Raw genomic sequence first — 23,732 nt, 5'->3', positions numbered from 1 at the left:
TATCAGTAGCACTTTCCAGAGTCTCTTGGAGTTTTTTGATAGCAGCTAGGTCTTCTGCGGCTTTTCTAGCAGCGGCAGTCTGAGCTTCACCAAGCTGAGCAGTAAGCTCCTCGATTCTGACTTGGTCTTCGCCAGCTTTCCTGGCAGCAGCTGCTTGAGCAGCTTTGAGTTGAGTAAGCTCTTGCTCGAGCTCCTCTATTCTACTAGCAGAGGTTTCGCCAGCTTTATTTGCAGCGGCAAGTTCAGCAGTGAGTTTTTCGATAGCAGCTAGGTCTTCTGCGGCTTTTCTAACAGCAGCTTCTTGAGCGGCTAGGAGTTCTGCGATCTGGTTTCTAAGCTGTGCAGCTTCTTCAGCAGAGGTACCGCCAGCTTTATTTGCAGCGGCAAGATCGGCAGTGAGCTTTTCGATGGCAGCTCTGTCTTTGTCAGCTTGCTCGGCAGCAGTTCTTTCTGCGGCAGTTTGAGCTTGTCTGAGTTGAGCGAGCTCTCGCTCGAGCTCCTCTACTCTACCAGCAGAGGCTACGCCAGCATTATTTGCAGCGGCAAGATCGGCAGTGAGTTTTTCGATGGCAGCTCTGTCTTTGTCTGCTTGCTCGACAGCAGCTCTTTGAGCTGCTTGAAATTGCGCAATCTGCTGCTGGAGCTGTGCAGCTTCATCAGCAGAGGCTCTGCCAGCTTCTTGAGCTGCGGCAAGCTGAGTTTCTAGTTGTTGGACGCGTGCACGCGCAGTGGCGAGATCTGCGCCCATTTTTGCGGCGCGCTCTCGAGACTCTCTGTAGTCGGTGATGAGGGAGCGAGCGCCTGTGGCTACTTCTATTTGAAGGTTTTGAGGTAGCTCGTTGAATGCTTCTTGGTTAATGACTTCGTAATTTCTAACTGCATCAGCAAGTCTAGCTTTGGTTTGCCTAATTGCATCTTCGATGTCTGCGATAGTGACTTGAGCTTGTGGCACATGACCTAATGCAAGGGTGATGAGCTGTTGTCTCTCAGCCTGCTGAGCGGCTCGGAGGCGGGCTTCAGCATCAAGTGCATTTTGGAGTTGCAAGCGCAGGGCATCGAGACCTGCTTGATCGATGAGGGGAGCAGCGGCTCCAAGGCCTGGAGGGGGAGCAGCAAGTGGGGGCACGGGAGCGGGAAGCGCTCTCTGTTTTTCAAGAGCTCTTTGACCGGTGTACTCTTCAACAAATCTATAGAGGAAGTAGTTGCCGACGAAGGAGACGACGAGGGGGATGGCTGCAAAAAAGAGGAGGGCGTAGGCGCAGGCCTTTGTAAAGAGATTCTGGTCTTCCGCAGCGATGAAGAGAGCGACGAGCTCTTCTGTGAAGTTGTGAGTATAGATGTTTGCGGGTGCTGCTGGTACTCCTGCTGCTGGTGCTGCCATACTAGATCTCCATCGTATTTGTGTCGTGTCGTTTTGCGCGTAGCGTTCTTCAAAAAAGTTAGAAAAGCCTTTCTGAAGAGGGAGCATTAGAGCAAAAAAGTGTTTGAAAGACAATTCTTAAATTATTTTTTGCGCAGCCATTTCCTTTTCAATAATTTCTCTAGGATCTAAACTTACCGCCAAAATTGATGGTTTTTTTAACATGCGTTTTCTTCCTCTACTACTTACTGTTTTTATCGATAGTCTTGGCTTTGGCCTCGTCTTTCCGATGCTCGGCATGCTTATCATGCAGGCGGATGGCGGGATGATGCCGGTGGAGGCGTCGGTTGCAACGCGCGGGTGGGTCTTTGGTCTTCTGGTCTCCTGCTTCTGTATGGGGCAATTTTTTGGGGGGCCGATTCTCGGCGCTCTCTCAGACCGCAAGGGAAGGAAGAAGGTTCTCCTGGCAACGCTTGTTCTTGCTTTTTTCGGTTATATCTTAGGGGTTGTTAGCCTCTGGTCTCAGAGTATTTTTCTCTTTCTCTTCTCTAGAATTGTCTCGGGAGTGGCGGCGGGCAACTTTTCGATTGCGCAGTCGATGGTTGTGGATTCTAGCAGCGAAGATAAGGCGAAAAATTTTGGACTCATCGGCATGGCGTGGGGAGCGGGATTTATTCTGGGGCCCTACTTTGGAGGGCAGCTTGCGACTCCCGATCTCTGGAGAGGGGCGATGCCACTCTGTTTTGCAGCGGCGCTCTGTCTGGTTAATCTCATTTGGCTCTTGCTGGCGGTAAAAGAGACGCTGCCGGTTGCGCAGATTCGAAAAATAAACTTTATGGCGGGCTTTGAGGATCTTAAAAAAGCCTTCTCTCATCCAAAGCTGCGTGGAATTTTTTTAGTGATGTTCATCTTCTCTTTCGGATGGGGCTTTTTTACAGAGTTCTCAGCACTTTTTTTAATCAGACGGCTCGATTTCAATCAGCAGCAGATCGGCTATTTCTACGCGTGGGTGGGGATCTGGGTAGCTCTCTCTCAAGGAGTATTTATACGTCCCTTCCTTAAAAGATTTTCTCCTCAGGCTCTTTTAAGAGGCGCTCTTTTGGGACTTGGTCTGGTGCTTCCTCTGATGCTGCTTGTGCATACCTCGTTCTACCTCTTCCTCTTACTGCCGCTTCTTGCTCTATTTGAATCTTTTATTTTTCCTACAGCATCGACGATCGTCTCGGATCTGACTTCAAAAGAGGCTCAAGGAGAAATTTTAGGTGTACACAGCTCGATACAGTGGGCAGCAATCGGAATTGCTCCACTCTTTTCAGGTTCTGTCGTGGCTCTTTATCCTCATCTTCCGATCACGGTAGCAAGCGCCGGGATGTTCCTGGCCTATCTACTCTTTCTATGGATCTGGAGGAGAAAACCTGTAGAAACCTGAATAAAATCAATTCTCCTTGAAGTGGCAGGAAAAACCTGTTAGAGTTGGTTTAAATTTCTTTTATTTTTGTATTATTATGGCAAAGACTCTTCCTCAAGCTCAAAACCCTCTTATTCTGCGCTACCATCGTCTGATGGATGCGTTTGCTAAGTCCGATGACGAAAGGGACTTCTGCCTCGATCGAGTGGAGGGTTTTCTCTTTTTCATCGATCTCGATAAGAACGAAGAGGAGCTGCTGCAGCTAGATGAAGAGCTCACTCTTCACAGCGGTCGCTACTGTCTAATTCCCAAGATGACTTTCTATGAGACAAAGAAGTTCATGGAGGGGTTTGTAAACGAAAAAGTTTACGATATCGATACGAAAGAGAAGCTCTTAGATATTATTCAGTCAAAAGAGGCGAGAGAGAACTTTCTAGAGTTCATCTACGACCATTTAACCGAGCTTGAAAAGTGGCAGCAGTACTACCACGAGCGTTCGCGCATTCGCATCATCGAGTGGCTGCGCAGCCAAGAGATCCAGTTTGTTTTCGAAGAGGACCTCGATCTTCCTCCAGGTGTCATCGAGAAGCTCAAGCGCCACATCTTTGATGTGAAGGTGTCGAAAGACGTCTCTCTAGCGCGCGATGTGCTCTTTAATAAAGCAAAGACCTACTACTCAAATGAGGCGCTTAATCCTCGTCCGAAGAGAGGTCGTCCGCCGAAGCAGGTGGTGAAGGTTGAAACAGAGCCTCAGCTGACTCCGGATATGTACACGACGGTGCCTGCAGCAATTCGTCACTTCCTATTCCTTCCAGAAATCACGAGCTCTTCAGGTGTTACCTTCTCTGCGCGCTACGATACGGAAGCGCAGCTCTTGGCAAGTCTTCGAGGAAGTTCCCGCGTGAAGGTCGATGCGAAACTTCAAGCGCTCTCTGAGCGTCTGGAGTCATTGCGACATCTCTCTACGCGTCTTGTGGACATTCATGACATTACCGGCATCGAGAAGGAGCAGAAGCTCATTAAAGCGATTACTAAAGAGGTGGTCGAGCTTCCAGAGGCTACGGCTGAAAGAGAAGCTGCTGGCGGCGAGAAGAAGCGCAGCCTAACAGATGTAGTAAAAGTATTTCTTCCCAAGAAGCGTGAAAAACCTGTTAAGACTTCAGATGAACCTGTAGTTGCAAAACGCAAAGAGATTAAAATGGTCACGCAGCTTCAGCATAAAAAAGGCAAAAAGAAGTAGGCGGGTCATGTTTAATAGTAGCACAAACGAGAAGAGCTCTCTCCTCGACGATCTTCCACTGAATGGAAAAGAGAAGTGTCTAAGGACCTACGACGCGATGCTGCAGACGCGCGCGCTCGACGATAAGATGTCTAAACTCGTCCGTCAAAATAAGGGCGGCACTTTCCATATTTCAGTTGCAGGTCATGAGATGGTGGGAGCTGTCTCGGCGCTCAGTTTAATTCCTGGCAAAGATTGGGGTCTTCCCTACTACCGCGACCGCGCCTTTGCAGTTGGGCTTGGCTGCTCATCAAAAGATCTATTAGGAGCCTTCCTTGCACGTGCAGTTCCGCACCATTCTGGCGGACGCATGATGCCTGAGCACTTCTCTCATCGCGGCCTCAGAATTCCCTGTCAATCGAGCTGTGTAGGTTCGCAGTTTCTTCAGGCAGTTGGTGTTGCTAAGGGTGTGCAGCTTGCAGGTCATGACGAGGTGGTCTATGTCTCAGCAGGCGATGGAGCGACCTCTCAGGGCGACTTCCATGAGGCTCTCAACTTCTCATGCATACACCGTTTACCTGTCATTTTCGTCATTCAAGATAATGGCTGGGCGATCTCCGTTCCTGTGGCAGAGCAGACGGCCGGTGGCTCAATTGTTAAAATGGCTCGAGGCTACGAGGGTCTTTCTGTGTTCGATGTGGATGGCTGCAATTTCGAGCAGCTCTCTACGGCTCTTGCGTCGGCAGTTTCAAAAGGGCGTGCAGGAGAGGGTCCAAGTCTCGTTGTAGCAAAGGTGCCAAGACTCGGTGCTCACAGCAGCAGCGACGACCCGACGAAGTATAAAGAGTCGCACCAGAGTGAAGCTGAGAAGGCGCGCGATCCAATTCTTCTATTCGAAAGCTGGCTAAAAGAGATGGGTCTTGCGACCGATGAGGAGCTAAAGCATAGGAGAGAGCTGGCCTTTGCTCAGGTGGAGCTCGCTGCCCAAGAGGCGGAAGAGATTCCCTTTCCACCTGTCGAAACCGCTGCAACGCGTGTTTTTAAGGATATTGCAGAGATTGCCGAAGAGGAGAGCTCCTCTCAGGCTGAGTCGATCGTCATCGTCGACGCGCTCAACCACGGTTTAGATGAAGAGATGGCAAGAGATCCTCATGTTGTGGTCTTTGGTCAGGATGTGGCTCACGGAAAAGGCGGGGTTTTTGGCGTTACACGGCACCTGACTGGAAAGTATGGCAAAGAGCGCTGTTTTAATACGCCTCTTGCCGAGTCTACAATTATCGGCCTTGCGATTGGTCTCTCTTGTACTCATGGCTATAAGCCCGTCGCTGAGATCCAGTTTTCAGACTACGTGTGGACGGGGATCAATCAGCTTTTCAATGAGCTTTCTAGCATCTACCATCGTTCAAATGGCGAGTGGAACTGTCCAGTGGTTATCCGCATGCCTTCAGGTGGATATATCCAGGGCGGGCCCTACCACTCTCAGAGCATCGAAGCATTTCTGGCTCACTGCCCAGGTTTAAAGGTTGTGATTCCGAGCAATAGCGCCGATGCAAAGAGGCTGCTTAAGGCGGCTATCCGCGATCCTAATCCTGTGGTCTTCTTAGAGCATAAAGCGCTCTACAGACAGCGCGTTTTCTGCGCGCGTCCTGAAACGGGCAGCGAGGAGATCCTGCCTCTCGGAAAAGCAAAGGTTGTCCGAGAAGGCGACGAGCTCACACTCGTGGCTTGGGGGATGACCGTTGTCATGGGCTCCGAAGTGGCTGAGAAGCTTGCAAAAGAGGGGATCTCTGTTGAACTGATCGATCTTAGAACGATCGTTCCTCTCGATCTCGAGTGCATCCTTAAGTCTCTTCGCAAAACGGGCAAGCTGCTTATCGCGCATGAGGCGCCTGGAGCCGGCGGTTTTGGCGCTGAGATCGCAGCGCGTATCATCGAGGAGGGCTTTGCTCTTCTAGATGCGCCGATTGCACGGGTCACCGGCAAAAACTGCATGGTGCCCTACTGCAAAGATCTAGAAAATGCGGTTCTTCCTCAAACGGAAGATCTCGAACGAGCAGCTCGCAAGCTCGCCCGCTATTAAAGAGCGTCTTTTTTAGTGCAGAGGTCGCGAATAGCGTGGAATAAGAAGATAAAGAAAGATGCCATTAGTGTTTTGAGAGGCGGCTTTTGCGGAGGTGCATGGGTCTTTTTCCCGTAGGGAGAAAGCGCTCTTTTATCTGGCGAACGAGCCTCTCATTCAAAAGTCCAAAACGCTCGACCTTTTTCTGAAGATCTTCGCTTTCCGGCTTTCTGTTAAGTAGCTCTTGTCTATGGATAAGACGCGCGTGCAGACTCTGCTGCGTTTTATGTAGCGCTTCAACCTCATTCTCTTCCAAGAGATGAAATGAGAGTCCTTCTGCTACTTCAGCATTTCTGATGAGCTGATCTAATGTTCTATCGATCTCTGCGAGGAGATCTTCTCTGGTTTTCCGCATAAATATCATTCTTAATATAGAGTTTGATCTATGTCAAATAAATAATTGAATTATTTTTTTGATTGAATCGCTTTCTGAATTATTTAAAGATACTTTTCATGATTGGATTCTGTCCTCTTGCATCCGGTTCGAAGGGTAACTCTATCTATTTGGGTACTCCTGAGACGAAAATTCTGATCGACGCGGGGATAGGGCCCAAGAGCCTGATTGCACGCCTCGCAGAGATTGGGGTGGAGCTCAGTCAGATCGATGCGATCCTCATCACTCACGAGCACACAGACCATATCCACGGGCTTGCAACGCTAGGCTGCAAGTTAAAGATCCCCATCTTTGCCAATCGAGAGACGGCAAAGGGGATCTACTCAATTCTAAAGGAGTGTCCAAAATTTAAGATCTTCTCCACAGGAGAGGCCTTCGAGTTTGGAGATCTAGAAATTTTACCTTTCTCAATTAAACACGATGCTCTGGACCCTGTGGGGTTCACAATACGACATGGCGGGCTCAAACTGGGCTTCTGTGCGGATCTGGGCTTTGCATCGACGCTTGTGAAGAAGGCTCTGATGGATTGCGACTACCTCTACGTTGAGGCGAACCATCAGCCCTCGATGGTCCACGCCTCCTCAAGACCTGCTGTTTATAAGGAGCGCGTGCTCAGCCGCCAGGGGCACCTGTCGAATGAAGAGTGTGCAGATCTGCTGATCGATATCTTCCATCCTAATTTAAAGCATGTGCATCTGGCTCACCTCTCTTCCGAATGTAATAGCGAAGAGATGGCACTACACGTCATTCGATCCAAGCTGGGAGAGAAGAACCTCTCTGTCGATCTCTCGATCGCCTATCAAGACAGGATCAGCAAGCCTATCTTTTTCTAAAAATCAGTTACTCGACTTTCGTGTTGAGTTTTAATCTAAAATGTTGATTTTTAGAGCTATAGGGGGAGTTTTAAGCCGTCGAAGGCGAAGCGGACTCTGCACGTGATCTTGCAGTCGTCTAAGATGTCGTGGTGGCACTGGAGCTTGCGCTGGAGATCCTCGTCAGAGTGGCTCGGGTCGTGGTGGGTAACAACCCACTCTTTGATGCCGGTGTGCTTAACGAGAGCGGTAGCATTGGTGATGGAGGAGTGGCCCCAGCCTATCTTTTTTTGGTATTCAGCAGGGAAGTATTGCGCCTCGTGAATGAGGAGGTCGCAGCCTTTCAAAAACTTGAGCATGCTCTTATGCGGCTCTAAGAGAGGATGTTCGCTATCAATTTCATTCGGATCTCCCTGGTATCCCATGAGCATCTCATTGTCTGTCACATAAGCGATGGTCTTATTTCCGGGGGTGGAGATCTTAAAGCAGACAGTGGCGCCAGGATGGTAGGTGTAGTGGGTATCTATCTCGATATCTCCAATAGAAAAGGGGACTCCCTCGGTGATATCTTTAAATGAGATGCGCGCGCGTATGTCATCGAGTCTAACGGGAAAGTAGGCGTAGGCGAGCATCTCTGTAAAGAGCTCTTTAGTGGGTTTTTCAAAGCCGACGGGTGACCAGATTGTGACATGGCAGTCGGGTCGATAGAGGGGAGTGAAGAAGGGAAAGCCGATGATGTGGTCCCAATGGGTGTGGCCCACAACAAGGTGAATCATGTTGGCGTCTTGGATAAATGGGGTGCTTCCAAGCGGGCGAATGCCTGTGCCTGCATCGATAATAACGAGATCTTTTCCATGTCTAACTTCGAGGCAAGAGGTGTTTCCTCCGTAACGGATATACTCTTTTCCTGAGACCGGGTTGGAGCCGCGTGTTCCCCAGAATTTAATGTATGAGTTGTTGGAGTGGTGGCGAGGGTGATAATTAATTGCGGCCTCTCCATCTCCCGACTCTTGTCCTAAAAAGGGGGGCGGGGTCAGCGTCCCTGCAAAGTAGTGTTGAAAGATCTCAAAGAGGTGTTCGATCTCAAAGGGTTTTTCAAGGAAGTAGTCGGCACCTGCATTGAGTGCCGTATGGTAGTTCTGGATCATCGCCTGCGCAGATGAGAGAATAACACCGACATTTTTTCTGCTCTCATCGGCTTTGAGTTTTCTTAAGATCTCGATGCCATGCATTTGGGGAAGGAGAAGATCGAGGAGAATGAGGTCGGGTTGAAAGGTGTCGATCTTTTTCAGGCACTCTGTGCCGTTTAGAGCTGTCTCGAAGAGGTAGGTTTTGCTATCTGGGGCGTGCAGGATCTGTCGCATCAGCTCTTTGGACGGATCGGCTAGAAGGATCCGCTTCTTCGCCGAGCTCATTCAGCCCTCTCCTTCGGCAGGAGGTGCGTCACTGGTCACTTGCATGCGCTCTTTTTTTTTCCAGAAGTAGAAGAAGCAGGCGATGCCGATGAGTCCAAAAACTGAAGAGACGAGAAAGAGGTTGAGGCGCTGTCCTTTTGTAACTAAAAAGTCTGGCTGCTCTTCTAGATCGGGAAGGCCTATTCCTGCTTCTTCGACGGTTCTTTCGATATTCTGTTCGACAACGGCGGGGAGGTAGGGTTCTGAAAGAAGAGCGTAAGTGAGTGTAAAGAGGCAGAGAAAGATAAGAATGAATCCCATCATCCGAAGACGTGGGAGAAGAGCTTTTTCGATTTCTAGTTTATCCGAAGGGGTCTTCTTCATCTATTTCTCCTCGCTTATCTTGGTTTACCTGACCGCTCAATAAAACGCGACGAGGTTTACTTCCCTCTTGCGGTCCGATCACTCCCTTAGCTTCGAGTTCATCCATCAGAGAAGCGGCTCTTGCATAGCCTATTTTTAGCTTTCTCTGAAGATAGGTCGTCGAAGCTGTTTTGGTCTCCACGACGATGTTAAGGGCCTCGGTAAAAAGGCTATCCTTGGTCTCGTCCATCTCTCCCAACTGGGCTTCGTGGCCCATCTTATCGAATGATTCAATTAAATACTGCGTAGGAGTCTGGTCGCAGATGAAGTTAACGATGCGAGAGATCTCTTCATCGCTGACATAAGCTCCTTGAGCTCGCGTTAAATGCGAGGTTCCGGGAGGAAGAAAGAGCATGTCGCCATTTCCAAGAAGGCTGTCGGCGCCAGTCTCATCTAAGATGATTTGCGAGTTAATACGGCTGGCAACTTTAAAGGCGATGCGGGTGGGAAAGTTAGCTTTGATGAGGCCTGTAATGACCTCGCGCGAAGGGCGCTGTGTGGCAAGAATTAGGTGAATGCCGACAGCGCGCGCCATCTGTGCAATACGGGCGATGGGGGTCTCTAGATCGGAGCTTGACGCCATCATCAGATCGGCAAACTCGTCGATGATTGCAACAAGAAAGGGCATCTTATCAGGAACAGCAATGGGAAGTTCCGACTCGACCTCTTTGTTCACCTTCCGGCTGTTGAATGCAGAGATATTGCGAACGCCGAGCTGCTTTAATATATCATAGCGGAGAAGCATCTCTCTCACCAGCCACTGAAGAGCCGCATAGGCTCCATGCGGTTCTGTAATTACAGGCGCAAGAAGGTGAGGAAGCTGTGCGTAGGGTGTGAGTTCGACCTTCTTGGGGTCGACGAGTAGTAGACGCACCTCGTCAGGTCGGGCGTTCATGAGGATCGACAGGATGAGCGTGTTGATACAGACCGACTTTCCAGAACCGGTAGCTCCTGCAATGAGACAGTGGGGCATTTTAGCAAGGTCGCTCATCACAAAGTCGCCGGTTACAGTCTTTCCTAAAAGGACAGGGACCTGAAACTTGCGCGGGCTCTCTTGGTAGTTGACCAGCATCTCTTTGAAGCTTACCTCTTGTGGGACGAGGGAGGGGATCTCTACGCCCACTGCAGCTTTTCCGGGGATGGGTGCGATGATGCGGATCGATTTTGCCTGAAGGTTTAAGGCGATATCATTCTCAAGGGTGGTAATCTTCTGGACTTTGACACCGACCGCTGGGTGGACTTCAAAAGAGGTGATGGTGGGGCCGCAGTGGATGTCGCCTACTTTTGCTTCGATGCCGAAGCTCATGAGGGTCTCTTCTAGAATATCGGCTTGTCGGCGCAGATCTTTCTTAATGGAGGGCTGGTCGACTTTTTTGGGATTATTAAGAAGAGAGAGAGGAGGAAGGGTGTATCTTGTGAAGTCGCCATCTATTTTAGAGGCTTTCGGTGCGCGCGGTTTTTTTATAGCAGGGGCCTTTGAGATCTTCTCCTCTTCGATTTGCTCTTCGGTTTTTATAGCGAGTGCATTTGTAGGGGGATAGAGAGGTTGAGGAAAGCGGCGTGTGAGGGTGTCTTCGATCTCGGTCGGGCTCTTCTTCTCTAAGCTCTCCTCTTTTTTCATCGAATCCAAATGGAGTTTTAGCTTTTCAATGAGGTTTTGAGAGACTGCAAAAGCGCGCTTTAGCTGCTCCCAAACAGAGAGGGGTTTAATTTCGAATAGCAGCATGAAGGAGACGAGCGCAGTCGTGGAAAAGGTGAGGCCGATGCCTACATCGCTGAGTAGTTTTTGAAGGTTAAATGGGGTGAGGTCTCTGTAAAGGAAATAGAGAGGTGCGCCACCTAAATAAGTTCGGATAATGCGATGAGGATAGGGCCATTTTAACAGAATGGATTCATTTAAGATTTTTCCTTCCAGTAGCGGAGAGGAGATCTGCTCTGCAATCAGATTTAAAAGAAGAGCGGCCGAGATAATGAAGACGGAGAAGTAGACTGTTTTGAGAGGGAGCTTCTCCAATTTTTTTGCGCAGAGAAACCTCCATCCTATCCATCCCAGAAAAAGGGCTACGGGATAGCTCATCAAGCCAAAGATATAGGCTTGAACCCACGCGATTCCATGCCCGATGAGTCCTAACCAGTTTGATGCTGAACTCTGGGAGTTGAAGCTTAAAAGTGTAATTAGTAGGACGAAGGAGCCTCCCAAGAAAATAAGGCCTTTACCTTCGGGTTTTAAGCCGGAGCTCTTCTTATCGGATTTTCTGCTCTCAGATGTACGGCTCATGAACCTATCCGCAAATTATATGTTTTTGAGTTTTGATGGGTTTTTCGTCAGATTTTTGCGCTGCTTCGCAGGACATACTTAAATAAGTAGGCCAAGAAGCAGCGCGAAAATATGACGGAAAAGGCGCAAAAGGCAAGAATTTAGAGTTTGCGGATAGGTTCATATTGTTAGACACAGGGTTGTAATTAGTCCTAGGGCGAGGCAGTACCAAGCAAACGGGCGTAGATCGCCTTTTTCTAAGATTCTCACCGCAAAGCGGATGACGATAAAGCCAACACTGCAAGCTCCGAAAAAGCCGATGAGGCAGCTGCTAACTCCGAGGTTAGTTGATTGAGAAGAGGGAGATAGGAAGATTTTAAGAAGTTCGACGCTATTTCCTCCTAAAATTGTTGGAACAGAGAGGAGAAAAGAGAAGCGAACGGCATCTCTTGCGCTCCATCCCAGAACATGCGCGCAGGAGATGGTCGAGGCGCTTCGGGAGATGCCTGGAATGAGAGCTGCAGCTTGCATGATTCCAATCCAGAGAGAGTCTCTCATCTGGTGTTTAAGGGTAGGGGCTTCCGGACGGCTGATTCTAATGCGAGAACCGATGAATAGGATGAAGGAGGTTACGATGAGAAAGATTCCTAAAAACGACGCTTGAGAGGCCCAGTCGCGGAGAGGTTTAAGAAGGAAGTAGAAGGGGAAGAGAGGGATTGTTGCGACCAGAATCATCCAGAGTCTTTTTCGATCTGTGCGGAAGAGGGTTACGATATCTGTGCGTAAAAACAGGAGGAGCGCAACTAGAGTGCCAAGATGGCAGACTAGGTCGAAGACGACCAGGTTGTCTCCTTCAGCAACTCCTAGTAGAAGTTTACTGAGTTTTAAGTGGGCAGATGAACTCACAGGCAGAAACTCGGTGAGTCCCTGCAAAATTCCCATGATAAGTGCTTGGAAAGCTGACATATATAAACCTACTCCAACCCTTACTCTTCTCTCTTCTTATAATAAAAAAAATATTATTGATATAGGTGGGTAGGAAAAATGGGGCGATCGACGGGGCTCGAACCCGCGACATTTGGATCCACAATCCAATGCTCTAACCAACTGAGCTACGACCGCCACGAGCCACCACTTTTACCCCACACGCCCCGTTTTCGTCAATAAAACCCATGCTTTTAGTTTAATGCGGCGCGGCCGCATTTTGCTTTAAGGTTTTCGTAAGTCCTGAATAGACATGTCGGTGGTCCAGGAGAAAGGCCTTCGGCGTTCTCTCGGGGACCCCCAGCTGCCCCCTTGGGCCTAACTATGGCTTTGATCACCGCTCACTGACGTGAGGCTATCGCGTCTCGGGTTGCTCGCCGTGCGGAGCACTGTTCTTCGCAACTTCGACGCAATTGCTCTTTGCCCTAGCGGCCATCGGCTGCTCATGCGTTCATACCCCGCCGGACTAACGTCTCGGTTGCGGGGCCCCTTTCACGTCAATCGCAGGGCTATACAAAGAGTTTGAAGAGAAAAGTTTTCAGTCTCTTTATCTACACCTGCGACTGGACGCGAAAGGGACCCACGACGGAGGGAGTGGGATGAGCGCCTCGAGCAGCCAATCGATTCAGATCGCACAGCAAAACCGTAGCACAGAAAAGCCGGTGAGGCGTACAGGGTAGGGCAGTGGCCCACTCTGTTTTCGAGCACACGGTTTGGCAAAGCGAGGTGAAGCGCAAGAGGGTCGCAGGGAGGCCCCGAGAGAAAGCGAAGCTTTCCCCTGGCCTACCCGACATGTCTATTTTGGCCTTAAATAAGAGTCTCATCTGTCTTTTTTTAAGAAAAAAGGGAGGGCGAAGAGGAGGGAGAGGAGGAGGATGAGGAGCCAGAAGGGGAGGGTGTGGGTGCGGATGGAGAGATCGAGGAGGGGGGAGGCGTTTCCGATCATATCGAGGAGTCCTCCTGTGAAGGCGCTGTTGCAGGAGTGAAGGAGAGTGCCGAGAGGGGGAATGAGGAATGAGAAGATGATGGAGATGAGTAGAAGGAGGAGCGAGGCGCTGAAGCAGAAGGGAAAAAAGAGGTTGTAGATGAGGCTTTGCAGGGGAAACTTATGAAAGAGAAAGAGCAGAAGTGGAAGAGAGGCGAAGTGGACTGCGAGGTTGAGGGAGAGCGCTTCTCGAATGAGAGAAGAGAAGATGTAGCCATGCTGATGTAGGGGGCTCATCTCCACTGCTGTCTGCAAGGTGCGCTTGGGCAGAATTAGGTTTATGCCTCTTCTAAAGAGAGGGTAGAGGATGAGTATGGCCCAGGTGCAGAGGAAGCTCAGCTGAAAGCCGATCGTCGTGACCGAGATCGGATTCCATAATATCTCGACAGAGAGGCCAACTCCTAAAGCGTTTAAAGCGCTAGTATTGAGATGGAAGAGTCGCGCGACTAAAAAGACGCAGATAGCAACCCATCCACGGACGACTGCAGGCGCGCTTCCGACAAAAAAGAAGTAGAAGCTAAGAAGAATGAGGAGCAGAAGAGCCGTGGCTTTAAAAGGGAGAAAGAGACGAAGCAGAAAGCCGAGAAAAGCTGCGAGAAGGACGAAGTGAAAACCGGAAACGCCTAAGATGTGCTGGAGGCCGACCTTGGCAAATTCTAGGGAGAGAAGTCTATCGTCTAAATCGCCAATCGTAAGAGCAATAAAGAAGGAGGCAGCGCGAGGGTTTGGAATCTGCTCGTGTAAAAAGCTGCGCGCCCGCTCTTTTATCTGGTAGCGCCACTCTGCGAAGCTAAAGCTATTTGGCACTGGCTGCCAGATGGAGCTTTTTGCCGGTTTTAAGACGAATGTATGAGCTCTCTTTTGAAAGAGAGAGCCTTCGACAAGATAGTCGCAGCTGGCGAGCGGTCTCTCTTTTTTGTAAGGCAGATGGATGTTGCAGGGGATATTTTTTAGCTTTTCTCCCTCTTGCGTTTCGAAACTTCTGAGGCTTCCCTGATAGAGATAAGATCGATTGAAAGGCGATTGAACTTCCCGCACCGATTCGATCTCAAAATAGCCCGTTCCAGAAATCGAAGCTGCACCGATTTGAGGCTTATCAGTTTCAGATTGGGGAGGGTGGTAAAGATAGGAGAGGTGGGCAAAAAATAGAGAGCAGAGAAGAAGTGTTGAAAGGAGTTTTTTCCACTCTCTTTGTAGGGCGAGCGGGACCCAGAGAACGGCGCACGCGAAAATATAAGCTGGATGAGGGTAGTAGACCGCAGCAGCAGAGAGGAGAAGATTGCAACCGACAAATAGCGCAGGGGCCGCCCGCCAGAACTCCGAGAAGTAGATCAATAGACCTCTTGCGTAATTTGCTTTGCTTGGAAAAATTTGCAATTTTTATACAAATTTGCCGCAAAATTTTGAGAGCATATGTAGACATATGGTCGAGAAATTTTGCGGCAAATTTGTCAAAAAGTGCAATTTTAACGAGAAAATGGAATTACGCAAGAGGTCTAATGGTTCTTTTTCTTCAGCTCGGGATCAAGGGTGCGGTAGATGAGGCGGACGCCTCTTTCTCCTGTGAAGAAGTGGTAGAACCACTCTGTCATGACGCTCAGTCTATTGCGGAAGCCGATGAGATAGACGATGTGGACAAAACACCAGGCGAGCCAGGCGAGTAGACCAGAAAATCGTATCGAGCCGATTGCGACAACGGCTTTTGATCTTCCAATTGTAGCCATGCTTCCTTTATCGAAATAGACAAAGGGTTTTCTCTGCTCTTGAGGAATCGCATGTAGAATATTCTTTGCTACATATCTGGCCTGTTGAATAGCGACAGTTGCAACTCCTGGAAGAGGCTTGCCATCTTTACCAGGTGTATGTGCTGCGTCGCCGAGGACGAAGACGTCGGGATGGCCGGGGATCGACAGATCGGGGCCGACGATAACACGCCCAGGTCGGTCGAGAGGGACGTCCAAGCTTTTTAGAAGGGGAGAGGCCTGGTTTCCTGCCGCCCAGATTACATTTCGAGCTTCAATGAATAGTCCTTCAGTCTGCACTCCTTCTATGGTGACATCGGTGACTTTTGTGCTGACGAGTACTGTGACGCCTAGTTCTTCAAGATCGTGTTTAGCACGGATGGAGAGCTTTTCGGGATAGGTAGGAAGGATGTGCGGCGCTGCTTCTATCAGAAAGATGCGCGATTTTTCGGGTTTGATCCTACGAAAATTTTTGAACAGGGTGTGGTGAGCGATCTCTGCGATTGCACCTGCCATCTCAACGCCTGTTGGGCCGCCGCCAATCACAACGAAATTTAAAAACTTTGCAGCTTCAGCAATGCTATCCATCCGCTCCGCTTTTTCAAAGGAGACGAGGACCTGTTCGCGGATTTTAAGAGCGTCGGAAATCGTTTTTAATCCGGGGGCATTTTTTTCCCACTGGTCATTTCCAAAATAGGAGTGGCGTGCGCCAGGTGCAATGACAAGATAGTCGTAGCCGATGATATCGCCATTGGCAAGTGTGAGCTGTTTGAGAGTTTTATCTATCGAGACAACCTCCCCCATGATCACAGTGGCATTCTCTTGTTTGCTGAGAATCTCGCGGATAGGAGTCGCGATATCTCCAGGAGAGAGGGCTGCAGTTGCAACTTGATAGAGAAGCGGCTGGAATAGATGGTGGTTGGTCTTATCGATGATAAGAACATCAAAGTTCGCTTTTTTAAGCGCTTTCGCGGTATTCAAACCAGCAAATCCACCACCGACAATCACAACTTTTGAGTAGGCCATAAATAAGAAATATCCTTCATGACGTTTGTCTTCAACAAAAAAGCGCTTGTATCACTAAACTCGGGAGAGCCTATCCCATTCCTCTTTTAAAAAACAACGTGTGCGCCTAAAATCGAACCTCAATTTCAATTTGGTATGATTTTTGTCTATGTACCGTGTTCAAAACCTCTTCGATAAACATGGTGGGCCTCTTGGGCTTACGGTGATTGCCGGATCGAAAGGGATGCAGCGCATTATTAAATTTTCAGAAGTCTACTCTCCCGGTCTTGCTCTTTCAGGCTATCTGAAAAATTATGCTGGCAACAGGCTTCTTGTTTTTGGAAATCCAGAGCTTCTGTTTCTCAAGGATCTAAAAGATAGTCAGCTGAGAATGGAGCGTTTAAGGGGGATCTTGAAGAGCGAGATTCCCGCTGTCATTGTATCCGGACGCTACGCTCCTCCAAAGGAGCTAAGCCTGTTATGCGAAGAACTTGGTATTCCTCTTTTCCAAACGGCGATGAGCCAGATGAATCTCATGAGTCGGATGACCTTTATACTTAATGAGGAGTTCTCTCCGAGTGTTACCTGTCATGGAACTCTCGTTGAAGCTTTCGGGGTCGGGGTCTTGATTCAAGGAGACTCCTCTGTGGGGAAGAGTGAAGCAGCCCTAGGCCTTATCGAGAGAGGCCACCGCTTAATTTCGGACGATGTAGTGAGAATCAGGCTGAGAGAAGGGCCCTATTTGGAAGGGTGCGGGCCCGACCTTACGCGCCACTTGATGGAGATTAGAGGAATTGGAATCATCAATGTCGCCCACCTCTACGGAGCGGTATGCGTGCGCGATAGTAAAGCGATCGATATCGTTGTAAAGCTAGAGGGCTGGGATGACCGTCGCTTTTATGATCGAGTAGGGTTAGAGGAGAAGTACTGCGATATTCTAGAGGTTAAAGTTCCCTACCATATTCTTCCCGTTAAACCGGGAAGAGATGTCGTGCTTCTCATTGAGACGATCGCCCTCAACCATCGTCTGAAAGGGATGGGTTACAATTCTGCTAAAGAGTTTAATATAAAGTTGCTAGAGACGATCAAGAAGAAACAGACCTCAAGAAAATCGAAGGCACCACGTGAAACTGTCGCAAAAAGTAAAAATTAAGAATGCTCTTGGTTTACATGCAAGGCCAGCTACGGCTGTTGCAAGGCTTTTACAGAGTTACAAGTCCTCTGTCTGGTTTACCTGCCGCAAGGAGACGATCAACGCGCGCAGCATCATGAGCATACTCATGCTTGCAGCGAGTAAAAACACCCAGATTGTAATTACTGTTGAAGGTGAAGACGCTCAAGAGGCGTTGAACAAGTTAGTAGAGGCTTTTGAGAATAAGTTTGGGGAATAATGGATTTCAAAAAGGAAGATGAGAGCAGATTAGAGGGTTCTCCTGTTAGCGATGGAATCGCCATCGGATCTCCGTTTTTTCTCTCTATACCTGATCTAGACTACTCTCCTGAATTTCCGATTACTGTGGGAGAGATCGACCGAGAGATCTCTCGCTACCGCAAAGCGCTTTTTTCAAGCCGCGAAGATCTGCAGCAGCTGCAAACACACCTTGAAAATCAGGGCTCATTAGAAGCTGTTACAATCATCGATACGCATCTTCAAATGCTAGAAGATCCGATGATGACGACGCATGTAGAAGAGCGTATTCGGCTCATGCAGCGCAATACGGAGGCTGTTTTTCGTTCCGTCATCAAAGAAGTTGAGAAGAAATTTTCTAAAGTTGAAGACTCCTTTTTCAGAGAGCGTTTTGTAGACGTAAAAGACCTCTCAAAGCGCATATTAAACCATCTATGCCCAGAACCCGTAAAGTCGTTCGCTGAGATTCCCCCAAACTCCATTGTTTTTTCAAAAGAGCTAGCTCCCTCCTACACCGCAGCTCTGCAGGCTCATCAGGTTGCAGCCTTCGTCACGGAACTGGGAGGAGGAAACTCTCATGCTGCCCTCATCGCACGCGCTAAGGGCGTTCCCTACGTGGCGAGCATCGATATTGAGGATGTAATAGCTAAGAAGCCCGAGCGGGTGATTGTAGATGGAAGCCTGGGGCATGTGATCTTAAATCCGCTTCCGAGCACTATCCTTTTTTATGAAGAGAAGAGATCTAAATTTAACACCCACTATCAGCACCTTGAGTCGGATGCGCGCTTGAAAGCCGAAACTCCCGATGGCCATGCTGTAACGATTTTAGCGAATATTTCTAGCCTAAGCGAGGTCGAGTTCTTGCATATGCAAGGAGCGGCTGGCATAGGCCTCTTCCGTTCGGAGTACCTCTTTTTGCACCATCCTTTCCTCTTTGAAGCCGAAGAGGAGCAGTACCTGACTTATCGTCAGCTAGCTGAGCGCGCAGGTGGAATGCCTGTGGTGATACGCGTCATGGATCTAGGTGGAGATAAGAGTCATGCTCTTAGTGGTCTTCAGAAAGAGTCGAATCCTGTACTGGGATGCAGAGGCATCAGACTTCTACTTCGTTGTACAGAGATCTTCAAAACTCAACTTCGCGCCATTCTCCGCGCGACTCCCTATGGTGACATCCGCATCCTACTTCCTCTAATTTCTGACATTGAAGAGCTTCGAAAGTCTAAAGAGATACTGGAAGAGGTGAAAAGAGAGCTTAGAGCCAAAGGAACTACATTTAATGAAAAACTCTCTGTAGGGTGTATGGTTGAGGTACCCTCTGCAGTGCTCATCTGCGATTCTCTTGCAGAAGAGTGCGACTTTCTCTCTATGGGAACAAACGATCTTATGCAGTATACGCTAGGTGTGGATCGCAGCAATCCATTAATGAGCGACTTCTGTTTTCCCGCGCATCCGAGTATCATTCGCATGATTAAGCATACAGCTGAAGAGGCGAAGAAGAAGGGGAAGAGAGTTGCTGTCTGTGGCGAGATCGCCTCAAACCCACTCTTTATTCCTCTGCTTCTGGGACTTGGAATTGATGAGATCTCGTGCGCGCCCCGCTATATTCCATTTGTAAAGAAGGCCGTGCGCAGCTGCCCGCTTAAAAAAGCAAAAGCTCTGGCTAAGATCGCTCTTGGTCTGAAAACATCCTCCGAGATCTCCGCCCTTCTCACTAAAAACGTCGCACTAATTGGCCAATCTCTTTTTGCAGACTCGACTTTGTGATTTTTTTTAGGACACATACAGGATCCAGCGAAGGGATCCTGTTTTTTTTCTGAATCTATTTCTTAGAGGCCGAAGGGGAAGGAGAGGCCAGATGCGGCGCCTGATTCGGCATCGATTTTTTCGTAGGCTTCTTTGCAAGCCGCTCTGATTAGATCTTGTAGACCCTCTAGATCGCTAGGGTCGACGCATTCTGGGCGAATCTGAATCGACTGAAGCTCTTTCTCTCCATTTAGAGTCACCTGAACTAAACCGTTGCCGGCAGATCCAATAACTTGTTTTGCCTTCATCTCTTCGCGCATCTTCTCCATCTGCTCTTCCATTTGACGCGCCTGCTTCTTCATCTTAGAAAATCCGCTTCCCATCACTTTTTACCTTTCTATAGTTCCTTCTAATTCAACTGCTGTAAAACGCAAAAGCGTCTCGTGTTTAACTGTACGTTTATTCTCAACCGGGGTCACCTCTTTCCATGAGAGCGGAGTCGGGGGAGAGGGAGGCTCAAACTGGACGGCCTCTCGCCGCAATTCCGGCTCCTTCAGGGCCGGGTCTAGGCGGGATTCATATTCTCTCTCATCCTTAGCCGAAGAGGATCTCCTTTCTTCAGGAAGGAGTTCTTTAACCTCCTGCTTAGCTGCTGGAGGTAGAGCTAGGGGAGGTGCAACCTCAACAGGAACTTCTGCAACCTTAGAGACTGGCTTAGGAGGTGGCGCTGCTTGCTCTTCTTTGACTTCTGGCAGGCGAGTAATTTCTATTTTTTCTTTAAGCGCTTCTTCAATTGTTCTAATCTTTACTGGAGCTTCTTTTATACCGTCGTCCGCATGAAATGTTGGTTTTTGACTGGCTGCGACATTATCGGTAGAAAAAGTGCCTTCAAGCTCTGAGAGGCGTCTGACTAGGCTATCTAAGGAGACGCGTGATCCAGTGCGCAGAAGGTGCAGTAGAATCATTTCGAGCGTCACTCTCTTAAGTAGAGTTTTAGAGAAGTTCTGCCACTCTTTTTTCAAGAAGTCGAGAATATATAGACACTGCTCATCAGTATACTTCTGAGCTGAAGCAAGATAGCTGGCTTTCTCACGCTCTGTAAGAAGAGGAAGCGGCTGGCGTAGCTTAATAAGCAGCAGGAGGCGGAAGTGGTCCATCAGCCCTTCTAAAAAGCAGCCCAGATCTCTTCCCGCATTAAAGATCTCCTCAGAAAGGGTAAATGCGAACGAGAGATCCCCTTTAGAAATGGCCAGATCGAGCTCAAAATAGGAGCTCTGAGGAGTGAGCCCCAGATGGGCCACAACCTTCTCCTCTGTGATCACACCATCTGAGTAGCAAGAGAGCTGATCTAAGAGAGACTCCGCATCGCGTAGAGACCCTTCAGATCTCTGGGCAATTCGAAGCAGCGCCTCAGGCTCCACTTCAATTTTAAGTTCTGCCGCGATGGACGAGAGTTTTTTTACGCACGCCTCTTCGGAGATTCTGCAGAGGTCGAAGCGCTGGCATCTGCTGGTAATGGTAGGTGGGACCTTGTGCGGCTCTGTAGTAGCAAAAAAGAATTTAATTTGAGCAGGGGGCTCTTCGAGAGTTTTTAGGAGAGCGTTGAACGCCTCCTTTGTAAGCATATGAACTTCATCTATGATATAAATTTTATACTTTCCCGAAGCTGGCGAGTAGCCAACGGTCTCGTTGATCTCTCGAATATCATCGATGCCGCGGTTAGAGGCTCCATCGATTTCGAGCACATCTAAAGATCTGCCGCTGCTAATCTCAAGGCATGAAGTGCAGCTGTTGCAGGGCTCTTGTTCAGGAGTAAGATTTTGACAGTTTAACGCTTTTGCAAAAAGCCGAGCGAGAGTCGTTTTACCTGTTCCTCTGCAGCCGCAGAAGAGGTAGGCGTGGGCGAGCCTTTCAAAGCGCAGCGCATTTTTTAATGTTGTGACTATAGCTTCTTGGCCGACCATTGATGCAAAGGTCTGCGGGCGGAAGCGGCGCGGAATCACCAGGTAAGGTCTGCTTTTGCTCATGCCCGAACTATACCTTGAATTTTGTAAATCTTGAAGAATTTAAATATTTTCTATCATTTCAAGAAGGTCTGTTGCGAGTATAATGCTCACCTCTGGTATAAGGGAGAGGTATGGAAAATCTATCGAGTGAACGGGTAAAGGGGAGAAGCTGGCGGCTATTTATCGGCCTCTCATTTCTCGCCGCACTCTCCCTCTTTTTTCACTTTCGCAACGACACATCGTATACTCCAGAGCTAGGGACGATCTCTCCAAGATACGTCACGAGCCAGATCGACTTTGACTTCCCCGATGATGAAGCAACAGGGCTTCTAAAACAGGAGGCGGCTAAAGATATCGGTTCTATCTATGCAACCTGCGTACAAGATGTAAAGAAGCGCTGTGCTGAGGTAGGTTTAAAACTTAGGGATGAGAAGGTCTGGAGAGAGCACTTTCCGGAGATTCCTTATGAGAAGCTAGCTCAGAGCATCGACTATATCGAAGCCGCTCTAGTGCAGGCGCGCCACACGGATGCGCGCACCTACTACCGCGCGCAGACCCTCTTTGCAGACCAGTCTCCTCTTTACATATCTTTCCCAGTCAAAGAGGGCAGACTGCCCGAGAATTTCTGGAAGAAAATTCAGGAGAGTTTAAAAAGCAAAACGGGATTGGAAGGAAGAGCCTCCGACTACCTCCTCTCTTTTTTCGCCAATTCGGAGTGGAAGCTTGAAGAAGATGACTTGGCAGAGAGAAATTATCGCGAGAGCGCCGAGAGAGCAATTGGTCCCAAGCTGACAAAAGTAAGTGCGGGGAGCCACCTTATTCGCACAGGAGAGCGCGTTACACCGCGGCACGTTGCGATGTTCGAAGCGATGACCGCATCGATGAAAAAGATGAATGAGCCCTGGTATCCTCTCTCATTTATCGGTAGTTTTCTTTTTAGCTCACTCTTCACCTTTTCAACCGTTCTCTTTCTCTATCGTAGACACCCTAAAGTTTATCAGAGCCTGCAGCAGCTCTCCCTCCTTGCTTCAATCGTGCTTATCACTCTTATTTTTTTTAAAACAGGAGAGCACTACCTCTTTGGATCAGGAAAGCCCTTTGCCGATCTGATCCGCTATCCTCTGGTTGTTCCTTTTGCTTCGATTCTTATTGCGATTTTCATGGGCTGGGAGGTCTCCCTATTCGTCTCTCTCTGTCTAACAGCCGCTCTTGCGCTTACAACCTCTGGCGATCAGATAAAAGTGTTTATCTTTAACGCCTTCGCCTCATTCATCGCTCTCCTCTGCTGCTTCAGGCTGCACAAGAGACGAGAGGTTTTTGTTATCTGTGGAAAGATCTTCATCTGCACGATGCCGATGCTTCTAGCATTTCATCTCTGGGATCACACCCTCTTCAACCCTGGCCTTCTGGTCGATCTTACTGCCACATTTGGATTTCTCTTTTCAACGGCAGCTCTCGCTGTTGGCTTTTTAACTGTTGTCGAGTCTCTCTTTCCTGTGGTTACAGACATGGCCCTCATCGAGTACATGGACCCGCAGCATCCACTGCTGCGCAGGCTCAGTGTAGAGGCCCCCGGAACCTACCAGCACAGCCTGGTTGTGGGAAATCTGGCCGAGTCTGCAGCGCGGGCAATTGGAGCCAATGGCCTCTTCTGCCGCATTAGCGCCCTCTACCACGATGTTGGCAAGCTCTTTAATCCCCACTATTTTACTGAGAACCAGCTGGGTGGATTTAATATGCACCAGCTGCTCACACCTCTCGAGTCGACTCAAGTGATTATTGCTCACGTTGCAGAGGGAGAGCGCCTTGCTCGCAAACATAGACTGCCTCCTCCATTCATCGATGTGATCCGCGAGCATCACGGCACGCAGCTCGTCTACTACTTCTATTCAAAACAGAAAGATTTAGATGGCGAAGAGAAGGTCTCAACAGATCAGAAGAAGTTTCGCTATCAGGGACCCAAACCGCAGACGAAAGAGTCTGCGATTCTCATGATTGCAGACACCGTTGAGGCTGCCTCTCGCTGCCTGGAAGAGGTGAGCGAGGAGAGCATCACTGCTCTAGTTGAAAAACTCGTAGAAACAAAGATCCGCGATGGTCAACTCGAAAGATGCGAGCTCTCATTCGAAGAGCTCGAGCGCGTCAAAAAATCGATGATACAATCCCTCATCGTCGCCAACCACCTCCGCATCAAATACCCCCCCAAACCCTAATCCGCATAAACGCGTTTTTTTGAAAAAAACGCACAATATTCTTTTATTGTTATCCAGAGAGACATGTCGGGTAGGCCAGGCGAAAGCTTCGCTTTCTCTCGGGGCCTCCCTGCGACCCACTTGCGCTGCATCTCGCTTTGCCAAATCGCGTCCTCGGAGAAGGGGCGTACCTCTGTACGACCCCTGACGCGCTCGCCGCGCTTCTCCTGCGGGTGCAATTTTGCTGTGCGATATGCATCGATCGGCTGCTCGAGGCGCTC

18 protein-coding genes and 1 tRNA gene are annotated in these 23,732 nt (G+C 49.1%); 8 read left to right on the top strand and 11 right to left on the bottom strand.

Annotated features, from left to right (window positions below):
• The coding region (locus tag HYX48_07325; protein MBI2743711.1) for a hypothetical protein at positions 1-1,381 on the bottom strand (1,381 nt) is incomplete at its 3' end.
• 202 nt (positions 1,382-1,583) lie between these two features.
• Here HYX48_07325 and HYX48_07320 point away from each other — a divergent pair.
• The 3 genes from HYX48_07320 (at position 1,584) to HYX48_07310 (ending at position 6,067) form a co-directional block, all read left to right on the top strand.
• Entirely contained in the window at positions 1,584-2,789 is a 1,206-nt protein-coding gene (locus tag HYX48_07320; GenBank protein ID MBI2743710.1) for an MFS transporter, read from the top strand.
• 76 nt (positions 2,790-2,865) lie between these two features.
• Positions 2,866-4,008 (top strand): UPF0158 family protein, encoded by a 1,143-nt coding sequence (locus HYX48_07315; GenBank protein ID MBI2743709.1) that lies wholly within the window; start codon positions 2,866-2,868, stop codon positions 4,006-4,008.
• A 7-nt stretch (positions 4,009-4,015) separates the two neighbouring features.
• On the top strand, positions 4,016-6,067 hold the full coding sequence (locus HYX48_07310; protein ID MBI2743708.1) for an MFS transporter: 2,052 nt from the start codon (positions 4,016-4,018) through the stop codon (positions 6,065-6,067).
• A gap of 64 nt (positions 6,068-6,131) precedes the next feature.
• Here the strand turns inward: HYX48_07310 and HYX48_07305 are convergent, their stop codons facing one another.
• The gene (locus HYX48_07305; GenBank protein MBI2743707.1) at positions 6,132-6,461 is read right to left on the bottom strand and encodes a hypothetical protein; all 330 of its coding nucleotides are present in this window, start codon (positions 6,459-6,461) and stop codon (positions 6,132-6,134) included.
• A gap of 98 nt (positions 6,462-6,559) precedes the next feature.
• Between HYX48_07305 and HYX48_07300 the strand changes: the two genes are divergently transcribed.
• Entirely contained in the window at positions 6,560-7,333 is a 774-nt protein-coding gene (locus tag HYX48_07300; GenBank protein ID MBI2743706.1) for an MBL fold metallo-hydrolase, read from the top strand.
• A gap of 56 nt (positions 7,334-7,389) precedes the next feature.
• Here HYX48_07300 and HYX48_07295 read toward each other — a convergent pair whose 3' ends face one another.
• The 7 genes from HYX48_07295 to HYX48_07265 all read right to left on the bottom strand — a co-directional run bounded on the left by HYX48_07295 (position 7,390) and on the right by HYX48_07265 (position 16,123).
• Positions 7,390-8,727, bottom strand: a complete 1,338-nt coding sequence (locus HYX48_07295; GenBank protein ID MBI2743705.1) for a response regulator — start codon at positions 8,725-8,727, stop codon at positions 7,390-7,392.
• On the bottom strand, positions 8,728-9,090 hold the full coding sequence (locus tag HYX48_07290) for a hypothetical protein (protein MBI2743704.1): 363 nt from the start codon (positions 9,088-9,090) through the stop codon (positions 8,728-8,730).
• Positions 9,068-11,407, bottom strand: coding sequence for a DNA translocase FtsK (locus HYX48_07285; protein ID MBI2743703.1), 2,340 nt, complete (start codon positions 11,405-11,407; stop codon positions 9,068-9,070). The genes HYX48_07290 and HYX48_07285 overlap by 23 nt, the downstream gene beginning before the upstream one ends.
• Positions 11,408-11,566: 159 nt before the next feature.
• Entirely contained in the window at positions 11,567-12,352 is a 786-nt protein-coding gene (locus HYX48_07280; GenBank protein MBI2743702.1) for an undecaprenyl-diphosphate phosphatase, read from the bottom strand.
• A gap of 79 nt (positions 12,353-12,431) precedes the next feature.
• Positions 12,432-12,508 (bottom strand) — tRNA-His (locus tag HYX48_07275).
• 682 nt (positions 12,509-13,190) lie between these two features.
• Positions 13,191-14,690 carry a ComEC/Rec2 family competence protein gene (locus HYX48_07270; GenBank protein ID MBI2743701.1) on the bottom strand — a complete coding sequence of 500 codons (1,500 nt, stop codon included), beginning with the start codon at positions 14,688-14,690 and terminating at the stop codon, positions 13,191-13,193.
• A gap of 161 nt (positions 14,691-14,851) precedes the next feature.
• Positions 14,852-16,123, bottom strand: a complete 1,272-nt coding sequence (locus HYX48_07265) for an NAD(P)/FAD-dependent oxidoreductase (GenBank protein ID MBI2743700.1) — start codon at positions 16,121-16,123, stop codon at positions 14,852-14,854.
• A 148-nt stretch (positions 16,124-16,271) separates the two neighbouring features.
• Here HYX48_07265 and HYX48_07260 point away from each other — a divergent pair, with 148 nt between their 5' ends.
• From HYX48_07260 to ptsP, 3 genes are read left to right on the top strand one after another with little or no spacing between them, the layout of a single operon-like run.
• Positions 16,272-17,255 carry an HPr kinase/phosphorylase gene (locus tag HYX48_07260; GenBank protein ID MBI2743699.1) on the top strand — a complete coding sequence of 328 codons (984 nt, stop codon included), beginning with the start codon at positions 16,272-16,274 and terminating at the stop codon, positions 17,253-17,255.
• Positions 17,227-17,493, top strand: a complete 267-nt coding sequence (locus HYX48_07255; GenBank protein ID MBI2743698.1) for an HPr family phosphocarrier protein — start codon at positions 17,227-17,229, stop codon at positions 17,491-17,493. The genes HYX48_07260 and HYX48_07255 overlap by 29 nt, the downstream gene beginning before the upstream one ends.
• Positions 17,493-19,274 (top strand): phosphoenolpyruvate--protein phosphotransferase, encoded by a 1,782-nt coding sequence (ptsP, locus tag HYX48_07250; GenBank protein ID MBI2743697.1) that lies wholly within the window; start codon positions 17,493-17,495, stop codon positions 19,272-19,274. The genes HYX48_07255 and ptsP overlap by 1 nt, the downstream gene beginning before the upstream one ends.
• 62 nt (positions 19,275-19,336) lie before the next feature.
• On the opposite strand, the gene HYX48_07245 is transcribed toward ptsP, so the two are convergent.
• Positions 19,337-19,615 (bottom strand): YbaB/EbfC family nucleoid-associated protein, encoded by a 279-nt coding sequence (locus HYX48_07245; GenBank protein MBI2743696.1) that lies wholly within the window; start codon positions 19,613-19,615, stop codon positions 19,337-19,339.
• Between the two features lie 27 nt (positions 19,616-19,642).
• Positions 19,643-21,280, bottom strand: a complete 1,638-nt coding sequence (gene dnaX, locus HYX48_07240; protein ID MBI2743695.1) for a DNA polymerase III subunit gamma/tau — start codon at positions 21,278-21,280, stop codon at positions 19,643-19,645.
• Between the two features lie 110 nt (positions 21,281-21,390).
• Between dnaX and HYX48_07235 the strand changes: the two genes are divergently transcribed.
• Positions 21,391-23,472, top strand: a complete 2,082-nt coding sequence (locus HYX48_07235) for an HDIG domain-containing protein (protein MBI2743694.1) — start codon at positions 21,391-21,393, stop codon at positions 23,470-23,472.
• Positions 23,473-23,732 lie beyond the last annotated feature (260 nt).

This window comes from Chlamydiales bacterium (genome assembly GCA_016185065.1).
Lineage (GTDB): Bacteria > Chlamydiota > Chlamydiia > Chlamydiales > Rhabdochlamydiaceae.
Note: the sequence above shows the minus strand (reverse complement) of the source record. Positions and strands in the feature narration are given on the sequence as shown.

Excerpts from the sequence above, each read along its gene's own strand:
- HYX48_07320 (MBI2743710.1), top strand. The coding sequence starts at position 1,584 with ATGCGTTTTCTTCCTCTACTACTTACTGTTTTTATCGATAGTCTTGGC.
- HYX48_07315 (MBI2743709.1), top strand. The coding sequence starts at position 2,866 with ATGGCAAAGACTCTTCCTCAAGCTCAAAACCCTCTTATTCTGCGCTAC.
- HYX48_07310 (MBI2743708.1), top strand. The coding sequence starts at position 4,016 with ATGTTTAATAGTAGCACAAACGAGAAGAGCTCTCTCCTCGACGATCTT.
- HYX48_07305 (MBI2743707.1), bottom strand. The coding sequence starts at position 6,461 with ATGCGGAAAACCAGAGAAGATCTCCTCGCAGAGATCGATAGAACATTA.
- HYX48_07300 (MBI2743706.1), top strand. The coding sequence starts at position 6,560 with ATGATTGGATTCTGTCCTCTTGCATCCGGTTCGAAGGGTAACTCTATC.
- HYX48_07295 (MBI2743705.1), bottom strand. The coding sequence starts at position 8,727 with ATGAGCTCGGCGAAGAAGCGGATCCTTCTAGCCGATCCGTCCAAAGAG.
- HYX48_07290 (MBI2743704.1), bottom strand. The coding sequence starts at position 9,090 with ATGAAGAAGACCCCTTCGGATAAACTAGAAATCGAAAAAGCTCTTCTC.
- HYX48_07285 (MBI2743703.1), bottom strand. The coding sequence starts at position 11,407 with ATGAGCCGTACATCTGAGAGCAGAAAATCCGATAAGAAGAGCTCCGGC.
- HYX48_07280 (MBI2743702.1), bottom strand. The coding sequence starts at position 12,352 with ATGTCAGCTTTCCAAGCACTTATCATGGGAATTTTGCAGGGACTCACC.
- HYX48_07265 (MBI2743700.1), bottom strand. The coding sequence starts at position 16,123 with ATGGCCTACTCAAAAGTTGTGATTGTCGGTGGTGGATTTGCTGGTTTG.
- HYX48_07260 (MBI2743699.1), top strand. The coding sequence starts at position 16,272 with ATGTACCGTGTTCAAAACCTCTTCGATAAACATGGTGGGCCTCTTGGG.
- ptsP (MBI2743697.1), top strand. The coding sequence starts at position 17,493 with ATGGATTTCAAAAAGGAAGATGAGAGCAGATTAGAGGGTTCTCCTGTT.
- HYX48_07245 (MBI2743696.1), bottom strand. The coding sequence starts at position 19,615 with ATGAAGAAGCAGGCGCGTCAAATGGAAGAGCAGATGGAGAAGATGCGC.
- dnaX (MBI2743695.1), bottom strand. The coding sequence starts at position 21,280 with ATGAGCAAAAGCAGACCTTACCTGGTGATTCCGCGCCGCTTCCGCCCG.
- HYX48_07235 (MBI2743694.1), top strand. The coding sequence starts at position 21,391 with ATGGAAAATCTATCGAGTGAACGGGTAAAGGGGAGAAGCTGGCGGCTA.